Origin of the sequence: Aquabacterium sp. (genome assembly GCF_004297345.1) — a bacterium.
Lineage (GTDB): Bacteria > Pseudomonadota > Gammaproteobacteria > Burkholderiales > Burkholderiaceae_C > Aquabacterium.
Window position 1 is genome coordinate 1 of record NZ_SCTN01000495.1, and the last position, 11,918, is coordinate 11,918.

The 11,918-nt window shown below is 64.0% G+C and carries 11 protein-coding genes; 2 read left to right on the plus strand and 9 right to left on the minus strand.

Annotated elements, in window-relative coordinates; translation table 11 throughout:
• Positions 1-24: 24 nt before the first annotated feature.
• Both EPO09_RS19025 and EPO09_RS19030 read right to left on the minus strand, forming a co-directional pair.
• A complete protein-coding gene (locus EPO09_RS19025) occupies positions 25-1,488 on the minus strand; it encodes a TolC family protein (RefSeq protein WP_290645588.1) in 1,464 nt (487 codons plus the stop codon).
• On the minus strand, positions 1,457-1,897 hold the full coding sequence (locus EPO09_RS19030) for a hypothetical protein (protein WP_290645590.1): 441 nt from the start codon (positions 1,895-1,897) through the stop codon (positions 1,457-1,459). Before EPO09_RS19030 ends, EPO09_RS19025 begins: the two co-directional genes overlap by 32 nt.
• A 144-nt stretch (positions 1,898-2,041) precedes the next feature.
• Between EPO09_RS19030 and EPO09_RS19035 the strand changes: the two genes are divergently transcribed.
• On the plus strand, positions 2,042-3,097 hold the full coding sequence (locus EPO09_RS19035) for a LysM peptidoglycan-binding domain-containing protein (protein WP_290645592.1): 1,056 nt from the start codon (positions 2,042-2,044) through the stop codon (positions 3,095-3,097).
• Here the strand turns inward: EPO09_RS19035 and EPO09_RS19040 are convergent.
• Genes EPO09_RS19040 through EPO09_RS19050 form a run of 3 tightly spaced genes read right to left on the minus strand, consistent with a single transcriptional unit; the run spans position 3,081 to position 6,835 of the window.
• Complete coding sequence (locus tag EPO09_RS19040; protein WP_290645593.1) at positions 3,081-3,872, minus strand: hypothetical protein; 792 nt, start codon at positions 3,870-3,872, stop codon at positions 3,081-3,083. The genes EPO09_RS19035 and EPO09_RS19040 overlap by 17 nt on opposite strands.
• Positions 3,869-4,966, minus strand: coding sequence for a polysaccharide deacetylase family protein (locus EPO09_RS19045; protein ID WP_290645595.1), 1,098 nt, complete (start codon positions 4,964-4,966; stop codon positions 3,869-3,871). Before EPO09_RS19045 ends, EPO09_RS19040 begins: the two co-directional genes overlap by 4 nt.
• Before the next feature lie 18 nt (positions 4,967-4,984).
• Complete coding sequence (locus EPO09_RS19050; RefSeq protein ID WP_290645597.1) at positions 4,985-6,835, minus strand: protein kinase; 1,851 nt, start codon at positions 6,833-6,835, stop codon at positions 4,985-4,987.
• Positions 6,836-7,029: 194 nt separating this feature from the next.
• Between EPO09_RS19050 and EPO09_RS19055 the strand changes: the two genes are divergently transcribed.
• Positions 7,030-7,989 carry a TonB-dependent receptor gene (locus EPO09_RS19055; protein ID WP_290645599.1) on the plus strand — a complete coding sequence of 320 codons (960 nt, stop codon included), beginning with the start codon at positions 7,030-7,032 and terminating at the stop codon, positions 7,987-7,989.
• A 22-nt stretch (positions 7,990-8,011) separates the two neighbouring features.
• On the opposite strand, the gene EPO09_RS19060 is transcribed toward EPO09_RS19055, so the two are convergent.
• The 4 genes from EPO09_RS19060 to EPO09_RS19075 form a co-directional block, all read right to left on the minus strand.
• The gene (locus EPO09_RS19060; protein ID WP_290645601.1) at positions 8,012-8,554 is read right to left on the minus strand and encodes a TlpA disulfide reductase family protein; all 543 of its coding nucleotides are present in this window, start codon (positions 8,552-8,554) and stop codon (positions 8,012-8,014) included.
• Positions 8,555-8,645: 91 nt separating this feature from the next.
• Positions 8,646-9,674 carry a M14 family metallopeptidase gene (locus tag EPO09_RS19065; RefSeq protein ID WP_290645603.1) on the minus strand — a complete coding sequence of 343 codons (1,029 nt, stop codon included), beginning with the start codon at positions 9,672-9,674 and terminating at the stop codon, positions 8,646-8,648.
• A 32-nt stretch (positions 9,675-9,706) separates the two neighbouring features.
• Positions 9,707-11,134 (minus strand): glutamate-cysteine ligase family protein, encoded by a 1,428-nt coding sequence (locus tag EPO09_RS19070; RefSeq protein ID WP_290645605.1) that lies wholly within the window; start codon positions 11,132-11,134, stop codon positions 9,707-9,709.
• A gap of 216 nt (positions 11,135-11,350) precedes the next feature.
• The coding region (locus EPO09_RS19075; RefSeq protein ID WP_290645607.1) for a hypothetical protein at positions 11,351-11,918 on the minus strand (568 nt) is incomplete at its 5' end.

Sequence of the window (11,918 nt, forward strand, 5' to 3'; positions counted from 1 at the left end):
GCCACGCGGGCAAAAGTGGCAATCTCATGGCTGAGCCTCCTCGGGCAGCAGGCCCAGGGCTTGACGGAGTCGGGATATGGCGGTGTCGCGGGCCAAGGCCTGGCGGCTGAGGGCGGCTTGCGCTTCGTGGTCTGCCAAGCGGGCGCGCAGCAAAGCGTTCAAATCCTGCTCGCCCAGGCTGAAGGCCTTCTGCGCCAGTTGCAGGTTGTCGGCCGTGAGCTGGCGGCGTGCCTGGGTGAGCGTCAGTTGCTGGTCGGCAATGTCCAGCTCCTGGCGGGCTTGTTGGATGGTGCGCTCGATGTGTTCGCGGGTGCGCGCCAATGCCTGCTCGGCCTGCGCGAGTTCCGCACGTGCCTGCGCATTGTCTTGCTGCACGCGAGGGCCGGATGACAGCGGCAGGGTCAGCTTGATACCGATGGCCTGGTCGTATGGGTTCAGCGCGTCGCTGCGTTGCTGTGTCCAGCGCATTGCCAGCTCGGGTGAGGCTCTGTCGCTGGCGGCTTGCAGGGCCAGCTTGTCGCTCGCCAGTGCTGCTGTGGTCTGCAGCCATCGCGTCTGGGGATGAGTCTCATCTGAGGCGGCCGTTTGGGTGGGCAGGGCCTCGGGCTGGAGCTGGCCAGGCGCCTCGGCACCCGTCAGCTCCGCATAGGCTTGTCGGGCTTGTTGCACTTTCAGGTTGGCGTCCATCAGCTCGCTCTCGGCGGCCAGTGATTCGGCCTTGGCCAGATTGGCATCAACGCGGGCGAGGTCGCCATATTGGTAACGACGCAGCACGTCAGCTTCGAGGGCCTTGGCGGCTTGTTCCCGCTGGTTCGCCAGGCTGGCGTTGGCTCGTGCCTGGGCGAGTTGCCACCAGGCTTCGCGCAGCTCGCCACTGAGTTGCAGACGGCGCCAGTTCAGGCGGGCTTGCGTTTCGGCCAAGGCTTGTTGTGCAGTGTCCAGATTGGCCCGACGTTGCCCGGGCAGCCACAGCGGGGTACCCAACTCGACCTCCCATTCCCGCCGCCCCTGGTTCTGGTTGAGGCGGTCACTGAGGTGGTTGAGCGAGACGGCGGCGGGCGCAGGCGTGAGGCCTTGCGCCACTTGCACGCCGGCCTCTGCGGCTACCTGGCGCAAGCGCAACTGGGCGGCTTCAGGGTCTCGTGCGGTAGCGGCTTGCAGAGCGCCCGCCAGATCGGGTGGTTGCGCCTCATTGGCTGCCAGCGTCGGGGCGCTCAGCAGGGTGAGGATGCTGACGATCAGGTAATGGGGGCGGCTGATGGGCAGGCAGGCCGACAACAGGGATGGCGTGCGCAATCGCAATGTGCTCATGGCTGGGCAACTTCGAAGGGTGATGCAGGCGGCCAGGCAGGCCACGGCGAGCGGCTCCGTCATGGCCATGCGCCAAGAGGAGCCGTGCAAAGGCGACCGCCGACCTCGGGCAGGCAAGCCCGGGCCGGTCAGTCGCCAGGTGAAGTCATAGCGCCAGTCGCAGGAAGCGAATGACAAGCGGCGGCCCTTGGGCCTGTGGACCATCCATCCAGCGCGCCGTGGGCGGGATCGATGGCGCGACTGGCAACACGGGGCCGCTCAGCGCGATCAGCGTGGGGCTGAAATCCTGCTCGCCCAGGCCTTTGTGCTGGGGCAGGGTGAGGCTTTGATCCTTGCAGAACTTGTGGCACAGGACGTGCTCATCGGCGTGGCGATCTGCCTGTTGATCGGCGCGGTGATTTGCGGCAGGGTCATCCGCATGCTCGTGCGCACGCTCGTGGTGGTGCAGGGGCGCCGCAGATGTGTCTTGCGCCGGCTCCGCCAGCAGGCAGGCATTGACCGTGCCGCTGAGCACCCCGAGCAGCCAGGCCAGCAGCACCAGGCCGCAAAGGCGGCGCAAGGTGTGGGTGCTGGTGCGAAATGGCATGGCAGGCGGCGGCAGAAGTATCTGAGGTTCCACTATGAACCTTGACACGGGGGCAAGGTCAAGTGCTTTTTTGTCCGGGGTGGCTGATGCTGCGCAAAGCGTAGAAGATATGGGGCAGGGAATCGCTGCAAAATGAACATCACTATGCACGCAAATCAAACAATCGGGTGGATCTGGGTGATGCGGGCTGCGGCCATGGCTTGTGCCGGTCTGCTCGCGGCTTGTGCTTCGCATCCGCCGGCAGGTGGTCAGACTGCGCCGGTTGCGCCGCCGCCGATGGTCGGGCCACCCGTGCCGTCCGCCCCCAGTGCACCGCCCACGCAGGCGGCCATGCAGCAGGCTCAGAAAGAGGCCCAGTCGGCTGTGGATGAGCTGGAAGATGGCCATGAGGACGATGCCCGTGCAGCCTTGCGACGCGCCGTGGCGCTGGACCCGAACAACAAGCTGGCCCTTAGTTTGATGCGCCAGCTGTCGATTGACCCGGTGATGTTGCTGGGCAAGGAGTCCTTCAGCTACACCGTGAAGCCGGGTGAATCACTGTCACGCATTGCAGGGCACTTCCTGGGGGACATCTACCTGTTCTACGGGCTGGCTCGCTACAACGACATCAAGGTGCCCAAGCAGGTGGCCGGGGGGCAGGTGATCCGGGTGCCAGGCAAGGCGCCAGTGGAAGAGCGTGAGCCGCCCAAGGCGGCCAAATCAGCCGGCAAGGCTGGCGGCAAGAGCGGCAGCAAGGCCGAGCCCAAGAGTGAAGCGAAGGCCGAGCCTTCCGCACCACCCACAGCCACGACGCCAACCCCTGCGCCAGTGAATGTGCCGGCGCCAGCGGCCGTGCAGCCAGCCGAGCCCGCACCCGCCCCGGTGGCGCCGGCGCCTGTTGCCGAATTGAGCCCGGGGGCCAAGGCCATGCAGTCAGCCCAGGCGGCTGAGCGTGGTGGCAACCTGGACAAGGCTTTGGCCGATTACCGCCTGGCGGCCTCGCTGGGGCAAGCCGGGGCGGCGAACAAGGCCGAGGCCGTGCGCAAGCAGTTGGTTGATCGCCATACCCAGAAGGCGCGCGCATCCATGGCGCGGCAGGATCTGGATGGCGCCATCGCCAACTGGAACCGCGTGCTGGAACTGGATCCAGGCAACGACATGGCCCGCCTGGAGAAGCAGAAGGCCTTGACGCTCAAGGAAAAGATCAAGGCTTTGAAGTGAGCTGCGCCAGCTTGCGGCGCGCCTCGGTGTGCGCGGGGGCGAGGCGCAGGCATTGACGCAGTGCGGCCACGGCGGCGGGCTTGTCTCGGGCTTCCAGCGAGGTGGCCTGGCGATAGTAGACATCGGCCAGCAGGGCGATGGTGGCGCCATCCTTGGGACGAGCGACCAGTTCCTGCTGAAGCAGGGTGATGGCATCGTCGAACTCACCTTGGCCGGCCAGCAAGGCCGCGTGTTCCAGTGCATTGCGCTCTGCGGCCAGCGTGGTGTTGGCTGCCTGCTTGCCTTGCGCCATCTGTTTGCTGGACGCTGCCTTCGCCAAAGTCAGGCGTGAGTAGCGCCCCAGATAGAGCTGCTTGTTGCGTTGCTGCTCGATGTCACGCAGGGCCTGGGCGGCACCGGTGTTGTCTGGCTGCAAGGCCAGGATGGACAGGTAGCGTTGGCTGGCCTCGTCCAGCGCGCCGCGTTGCCGCGCCTGGCGTGCTGCGGGCAGTTGTTCTGCCACCTTTTGCGCGACCAGATCGCGCGCCTGCTTGAGTTGTTGCGCGTACATCGGATGACCTGGGCGTAGCAGGCTGAGCGCTTCCCAACTCAGCACGGCCTCGGCCAGGTGCTCCTGTTGCATCTGCGATTGGGCATTTGCCAGTGTGCGTTGCTCGAAGGCATCTACAGCGGGCGAGTGCGCGGCGCTTTGGTCCACGGGCGGTGTGCTCGTACAAGCCGCCAGCATCATGCTGAACAGCGTGAAGATCAGCAGCCAGGTGCGGCATCTCTTCATGGTGCATGCGCCCCCGTGAGGCGGCTGATCTGCAGCCTCGCCTTGAAGTCATCCAGGCTCATGTCGCCAAAGATCATGGTGCGCCGGAGCATCAGGGGCTGTGCAAAGAAGGCGTTGCCGCCGGCGTTGACCGTCACGGCCAGTTGATAGCCATGTTTGCCGAGCATGGCCAGCACGGCCTCGTTGGCATCGCCATAAGGATAGGCGTAGAGCGTTTGTGGTGTACTCAAGCGCTGGGCCAGCAGATCGCGCGGCGCCTTGATTTCATTGAACAAAGCTTGCTGGTAAGCCGCGTCGCTCTCGCTTGAGGGGTGTTCGATCAGGTTGCGGTGCGTGCGTGAATGCGATTGCACATCGACCAGACCGGCGCGGCTCATGGCCTGCAGTTCAAGCCAGTCCACCCCGTCGCCCGCGCCGATGAAATCGGTGTAGACGAACAAGGTGGCGGGCATGTTGAATTGCTTGAGCAGTGGATAGGCCTGGTGGAAGAAGGAGGCATAGCCGTCATCCACTGTGATCACCACGGACTTGAGCGGCAGGGTACGCTGGCCATCCAGCCAGGCGCGCAGATCAGCCAGTTTGAGCACGTGGTAGCCGTTGCGCTGAAGCCAGGAGAGCTGCTCTGCAAACGCAGCCGTGGATACCGTCATCTTGTTGCTTGTGGCCCCGCCATTGGCGCGCCCGAAGCGGTGGTAGCAAAGGATGGGGATGGTCTGATAGCGGTCGCTGTAGACCCCCAAGGGGTTGTGCTCGACGAGCGGAATGAGCAAGGGGTGTGGGGCTGCGGCAGGATCGGCGTCGAGCTTGTTGAAGTCTGCGATGCGCCAGGCCAAGTCTGCTGAACCCAGAAAGTGCAGGGCCAGTGGCGGCAAGATTTGCGGCAAGGTTTCACCCGGCGCGGGCAGGTAGATCGCCAGGCGCTCGTTGCGGCCGAGCACTTGCCCCTTGAGCGCATGGGCCGCTTCAGCCTTGCTCACCGAGGTATGGGTGTCTTGACGAGCCTGATCTTCGCCTGGCGACAAGGGTGTCATCGAGCAGGCCGCCAAGCCGCTCGCGATGAGCAGGGCCAGCCAGGCTCGCGCAACGCGTCTCATGGTGTTGTCTGGCTCCGTTCAGGCCGCCAGTTTGTGTGGTGGCGGTGTGGTTGCGCCGGCACCGGATGTCCGATCCTGCAGTGCCTGCGCCATCTGATCGAAGGCCATGTACAGCTCGCCGAACTCGTCCTTGCGCTGCTCATGGATGCGGTGATCAAAGCGCCCCTTGGCGATCTGCGCCATGGATTCGGCCACCAGCTTGATCGGGCGGGCAAACCAGTTGGCCACGAAGTACATGGCCAGGGCCACGGCCAGCACGGTGACCAACACCAGCACACCCATCAGGCTCATGGACAGCCTCGCAACATGCGTGAGCGGTGCTTCGGGCAGGCCCAGCACCACACGGCCCACGTTCTTGCCAGCAAAGGTGATCGGCGCGTCGAAGCCCAGTACCGTGCCGTGTTGCGAGCCTGCCGCGAGCGCGCGCCAGCTCTTGATGCCGTCGGAACGATCAGGCAAGGCTTCACCTTGTGGAGCGCGATAGGTTTGCCCGACCAGCGCCGCCTGGCTGGCCGCCCGCACGATACCGCCTCGGTCGATGACGGTCACGCTGTCGAAGTCCTTGGTCTTCATGATCTCCTGCAGCGTCACATCAACAGCTACCCAATCTTCCGACAAGGCAGCCACGGCGTTTTGTGCTGCGATGAAGCGCGACAGGGCTGCGCCGTTGTCGGCCACCTGGCCCATCATGGCGGCGTACTGCCGGCGTGTGGTGACGGTGGCGGTCAGGCCCATGACGACGGCCACGATCACCGCCATCGTCAGTGCCCACTTGACGCGCAAGGGGATGATGCGCGGGCGGTTGCGGGCCAGCGCGGCTTCGTCGATCTCATTGAGGACTTTGACCAGGGCGTCGGCCAGTTCCTTGCCGCTCTGAAAACGGTTGCCAGGCTCCTTGACCATGCAGCGGTCCACGATGCGGCGCAGGGCTGGTGGCACGTTGGCGCGCAGCTTGTCCAGTGGTGCGGGTTGTTCCTTGGCGATCTTCATGGCGATGGCCACCATGCTGTCGCCCTGGAAGGGGCGCTGGCCCGTGAGCATCTGATACAGCACGACGCCGGCCGAGAACAGATCGGAGCGGCCATCGATCCTGGCGCCCAATGTTTGCTCGGGCGACATGTATTGCGGCGTGCCCAGCACCTCGCCGGAGCGCGTGTGTTGTTCGCCCTGGGTGGACTCGACGTGTGCGATGCCGAAGTCCGTGACCTTGATGGTGTTGCCGTCTTTCAGCCGCACGATGTTGCCGGGTTTGATGTCGCGGTGCACGATGCCGTGTTGATGCGCGAAATCGAGTGCGCGCGCCAGTTGGATGCCCATCACGACCGTGTCGCGGATGGGCAGGGGTTTGCCTTCCGCGAGTACGTCGGCGAGCGATGCGCCATCGAGCAGTTCCATGGCCATGTAGGGGCGATGCTCGATTTCACCCACGTCATACACGATGACGATATTGGGGTGGGACAGGCCGCCCGCAGCCTTGGATTCACGCACGAAGCGGTCGCGGCAGTCGGCGTCTTCGCACAGCGAGGCGTGCAGGAATTTGATGGCCACGTCGCGATCGATGTCTGGGTCATGGGCGCGGTAAACCGTGGCCATGCCGCCTCGGCCCAGGCAGTCGCGCACCTCATAGCGGCCCACCTGGCGGGTGGTCAGATCGCCGTGGTGCACGGTGCTGCCGGGCAGTGTGCCGGTGCGGGGTTCCGTGCCGGGCTCTTTGTGTGTGGCCGCTGTGTGGTCTGGTGTGGCTGCAACCGCCGCCGCAAAGTAACGCGCCTGCTGCGAGGCCGGCACGATGACGGTGGCTTCGCTGTCCTCGTCGGGCAGGTCGTTGGTGGCCTGATCTGGCTCGTTGGCGGGTGGTTGCTGCGTCATGACACCTTCCTTGGGTTTTGTCTGGCCATGCGTGCGCCAGTTGAACAACCATCGTCGCAGCCTCATGTGACGGAATCAAGCCCCCAGGATCAACACTTGTGTCATTCACTCGACTTGGCGCAAGGCCGGGGCAACAGGGCCGGGTAACATTCGCGACAACCTTGTTGTCAACCATTTTGAAAAACGTCCTGACCATGAAACTTTCGTCTCTGGTGTCTCTGCCCGTCGTGGCGCTCATCGCCGCGCAGCCTGCGGTGGTTCAAGCCTGTTCTTCGTGCGGTTGCACCTTGAATGCCGATTGGGCCAGTCAGGGCTTCACGACCAAGACCGGCTGGAGCGTGGATCTGCGCCACGACTATTTCAACCAGGATGACTTGCGCACAGGTACGGGCCGTTTTAACGCCTCTGGCGTGGCGTACCCCGCGGAGCAAGAAATTCAGGGCAAGACGGTCAACCGCAACACGACCCTGACGGTGGACTACGGCATCAGCGCAGACTGGGCTGTCAGCCTGCAGTTGCCCTACATCAACCGCTATCACGAGACCGTGGCCGAAGGCGATACGGACGTGTCCACCTCCCGCTCCAACAGCATCGGGGATGTGCGTGTGCTGGGCCGCTACCAGGGCTTCTCGCCCGAGCGTGACTGGGGTGTGCAGTTCGGCTTGAAGCTGCCTACAGGTCGCACCGATGTCAACTTCAATGGCGGCCCACAAGTTGATGCACCGTTGGACCGAGGCCTGCAGCCCGGCACCGGTTCGACCGACTTGCTGTTGGGCGTCTACCGCTTCGGTCCGATCAACCAGAACTTTGACTATTTCGGCCAGGCGCTGCTGCAGATCCCCGTGGCAGTCAAGGATGAGTTCAAACCCGGCCTGGGCGCCAACCTGTCTGCGGGCGTGCGTTATGTGACGGGCGGCATGGTCGTGCCGCAACTGCAGGTGAATGCGCGTGTCGAGCGGCGCGAATCGGGTGACAACGCCGATGTGGACAACTCGGGCGCGACGCTGGTGTACCTGAGCCCCGGCGCCACCGTGAACCTGAGCAAGCAATTCAAGCTCTACGGCTTTGTGCAAGTGCCGCTGTACCAGCGCGTCAATGGCTTGCAGATTGAGCCGCGCTCCAGCCTGTCGATCGGTTTGCACTACAGCTACTGATCGACATCCTTCGATCAAGTGGTCACAGCAAGGGTTTGATGACGGCATCCAGCAAGGCCGCATTGAGCCCTTGCTGCACAAACCAGTCCTGCCGCACCAGGTGCCCCTGGCGATCGATCACGGCGGACACGGGCATGCGCCAGATGCGGTCAAAACCCGTGAGAGTAGCGTGCGCCATCATGGCCACGGGGAAGCTCAGCTCCTTGGCCGCTTCCCGGGCTTTGGATTCGTCTTCGGGCTCATCCAGGCTGAGTGCCAGCACGCTCAGGCCTTGTGCTCGGTGGGCTCGGTAGTAAGCCTCGATCTCGGGCATTTCAGCGCGGCAGGCCGGGCACCAGGAGGCCCAGAAGTTCACCAGGATCACCTGGCCTTTCAGGTCTGCGGTGTCAAACGGCTGGCCGTTGAGCAGCTTGCCCTTGATGGCCACAGCATCGCCCGCTGCCCATGCAGGTAAAGCGGGTAAGGGCAGGGCGAGGCTGCTCAGCCTGGTCAAAGCCTGTCGGCGCGTACAGCCAAGGCCATGCGGGGCTTCTTGTTCGGGCAGGGCGGATGAGGCTGCAGGCATGGTGGGCACGAGGGCTGAAGGCGTCAGGGCTGATGCCTGCCAGTGTAGGCGCCAGCGAAAGTGCCAGTGAAGGTTGTTGCAGCAGGGCGGTTCACGAACGTGGGCCTTGTTGCACCAGCTCAAAAGGCACGCGGTCCATCAGATAGCACAGGCAGTCCTGCCTCACCACTTTGGTGTCGAGCGTCAGCATGGCGGGCATGGAGGGGCGCTTCAGCTGGAGCTGCCCATCGTGGGTGCAGAAGAAGGTATCGGTCACATCCTGGCCTTGCTCATCGCGCGCCTCCAGCGGCCTGGGCAGTTCGGTTTGCGCAAAGCTGGCGCCAGCATCGAGTTCGACGAAGTTCAGGTGATCAAGTTGCGGCGCAAAGTTCAGGGGTAGTTCAGGCGTGCCAAAGCCGAAGTCAACCTTTGGCGCCACCTTGACCAGTGCCACCGTGTGATACAGGTCGATGTCGGACTCTCGCACCCCATGTTCCGGAAAGGCCGCCAGATGCAGGCAGGCTTCGATGAAGCGTGCGGCGGCCGCTTCATTGGCTGGATAACCCGGCTTGCCGCATTCAACGGCCACGGACGGGCAGTGCGGCGCAAAGGCGGCCGTCTGCGAGCCCTCGGGGCCACGGAACCACACCACCGTGCGTGTCAGCAGCATGGCCAGGTGCAAGGTGGCCGCATCCAGTTGGCTGACGACGCTGTAGTGCGGGTTCAGCCCCGTGTTGTTGTGGATGTCGATGCTGGCGAACAGGCCACGCTCGATCATGATCTGGTGAACCTGCTGCATCACCCCGGCTTCTGGTGTGCCTGCATGCGCCACGGTGCCGGGCCAGACGCGGTTGTAGTCGGGCTGTTGATCCAGCCGGCGCAGGCCTTCTCGTGCGGCGCTCACATTGCCGATGAACAGGCTCATGGCGCGCGGTAACTCGCGGCCGGCATGGGCCTTGAGCACCTGCTGAATGGCCACCAGCCCCACGTCTTCATTGCCGTGCAGCAAGACGGAGACGAACAACTCAGGCGAGCGCCGGCCGGGCAGGTGGATCAGCGTGGGGCCGGGCAACAGCTTGTGCAGCTCACGGGCCGGTGTATCGAGAAAGCCATCTGGCAGAGCGTCAAGTCGGGTCAGCATGGGATGTTGTCTGGTGAGTCAGATGGGCCATTTCAGAGCGGCCATTCGTGCACGGGCATACCGCTGCGTTGGTGCGCCAGGTAATCGGCCGTCAGCTTGAAGAGGTCACCATATTGCGCGTGGTGTGCCAATTGCCAGGCCACGCCATTGCGGCGCGTGCGCAGGCGCACGGCCAGCACATCCATGTACCGGTCGATGTCCTGGGGCGCGATGCCTTGTTGTTGCAGGCCTTCACGCGCCATGGGAAGCAGGTCGATCAGGATGTCGGCGGCGCTGCGCGTGCGGCCATCCAGCCAGGTGATCGGGGCATCCAGCCCATCTTGCGCCGCGCGGTAGAAGTTGGCCTTGGCGGTGCTGAAAGGCAGCAGCGTTTCAGGTGGTACGGCGCGCAAGGCCAGCATGTGCACCACGCCGTAATAGAAGGCCGCGTTGGCGATCATGTCGATCACGCTGGGGCCTGCAGGCATGACGCGCTGTTCGATGCGCAGGTGCGCTTGCCGTGCCGCGTCGAAGCCGATCAACAAACGATTCCAGCGCCACACGGTGCCGTTGTGCAAACGCAAGTGCGTGTAGGCCTCGGGCGGCGTGTCGCTGCCGATGGGCAGCAGCACGGGAAACTGCACCGCGTTGTCGGTGAAATAGGCGGTTGGGTCCTCACCCAGATAGGCCTCGCCAAAGCTCACGCGTTGGCCGTGGGCCTGCCGATCGCTGCCGCAATCCACTGATTGCTCGAACAGCGGGATGCGGGTCTCGTGCCACAGGCGATGTCCGAACAGAAACGGCGAGTTGGCCGACAAGGCAATCAGCGGGCCACTCAGTACCATTGACGCATTCATGTGCCGGGTGATCTGCGCCGCCGGTACCTGCAGGTGGATCTGAAACGAGGTGGTGGCCGCTTCCAGCATCACGTCGGCGTGTGTGGTGCGCAGGTGCGTGCCATGCGCGGGTGCGGCGATGTCCAGTGTCAAAGGCCGCCCCTGTCTGGCCTTGAGCACCTGCTGGTTGAGCGCCACGTAGCGCTTGGACGGGGTCATGGTCGACAGGTTGAGGTCGGTCTCGCGCAAGGTGGGCAGCGTGCCGATGGCAATGGCCGTGGCCTCTTCTTCATGCGCCGTATGCAGGCAGCGTGACCAGGTATCGGCCAGCTCGCCCTCCAGCTTGGACAGCGCGGTGCCAGTGAGCACTTGCGGTTCGCCGTTGAGTTCGATGTTGAAGCGCGAGAGCTCGGCCACCACTTGCGGATCGGCCATGCGCGCCAGGAAGCTCTGGTTGCAGGGCACGGGGTAGAAGTGGCGATCCAGCAGCCAGGCCTCCAGCTCGAAGCCGGCTACGCGGCCAACCTGGGCGAAGCCGCCTTGCCTGAAGGTGTCGGCGGCCAGGCGGGTTTCGGCCGCCAGGCGCTGTTCGAAGCGCGCCAGATCGTCGGCAGAGAAGCGGGTCGCGGTGATCTCCTGGCCCATGTCGCGCTCAATGAGGTGAACAAGCTTCCATGATGATCACTTGCTGCGCGCGCCTCGGCCCAAAACCGCACTGAATTTGAGGCGAATCAAGCCACAAAACAAAATGCCGACACCGTGATGAAACGGTATCGGCATCCGGGGCTTGCGCCCAAGACTTGCGATTGCCCTGCCGTGGCGACCATCGGCAGCGACCAAGCCAAAAAAACTGGGGGGTGATCAGTACCGGTAGTTCACACCGACGCTGGCGCTGGGCAGCAGGGTGATGCGGCCGATCTTGTGATTGATTTCATCGGTCTTGGCGTCCACGTCTGCCTGGGTGATCGTGTATGAGTTGTAGGTTTTGCCGACCAGATTGGTATCAGGTGAAAACTTGGCTCGGCCGATCGAGACACCGACATCGGCCACAAAGCCCATCCCTGCTGCACGGGCCTGATGCCCCCAGCCGATGCCCACGTAAGGCATCACACTCGGGAACTTGAATTGCGCGTTGTAATAGTCCGTGGCCGCGGGCGTGATGTCATGTCCGTTGACCGTGATGGACGAGTTGCCGTCAAATTTCGAGTTCAGATCCAGTTGCGCCTTGTTCAGCGTGAGGCCACCCGTCAGGCGGAAGCGGCCCGTGAACGGGAAGTAGTCAGCGAACAGGCCAAAGCGGTTGTATTGGGCCTTGGTGTCAAAACCCACGCCAGAGATGCTGTGCGTGCGGTTGACGCTGCCCGTGCTGCCCGCATCGGCGCGCAGGCCCAGCTTTGCGTTCACGGTCATGGCGTAACCGACGAGGACG

Coding starts and splice junctions, on each gene's coding strand:
- EPO09_RS19030 (WP_290645590.1), bottom strand. CDS start 1,897: ATGCCATTTCGCACCAGCACCCACACCTTGCGCCGCCTTTGCGGCCTG.
- EPO09_RS19035 (WP_290645592.1), top strand. CDS start 2,042: ATGCACGCAAATCAAACAATCGGGTGGATCTGGGTGATGCGGGCTGCG.
- EPO09_RS19040 (WP_290645593.1), bottom strand. CDS start 3,872: ATGAAGAGATGCCGCACCTGGCTGCTGATCTTCACGCTGTTCAGCATG.
- EPO09_RS19045 (WP_290645595.1), bottom strand. CDS start 4,966: ATGAGACGCGTTGCGCGAGCCTGGCTGGCCCTGCTCATCGCGAGCGGC.
- EPO09_RS19050 (WP_290645597.1), bottom strand. CDS start 6,835: ATGACGCAGCAACCACCCGCCAACGAGCCAGATCAGGCCACCAACGAC.
- EPO09_RS19055 (WP_290645599.1), top strand. CDS start 7,030: ATGAAACTTTCGTCTCTGGTGTCTCTGCCCGTCGTGGCGCTCATCGCC.
- EPO09_RS19060 (WP_290645601.1), bottom strand. CDS start 8,554: ATGCCTGCAGCCTCATCCGCCCTGCCCGAACAAGAAGCCCCGCATGGC.
- EPO09_RS19065 (WP_290645603.1), bottom strand. CDS start 9,674: ATGCTGACCCGACTTGACGCTCTGCCAGATGGCTTTCTCGATACACCG.
- EPO09_RS19070 (WP_290645605.1), bottom strand. CDS start 11,134: ATGGGCCAGGAGATCACCGCGACCCGCTTCTCTGCCGACGATCTGGCG.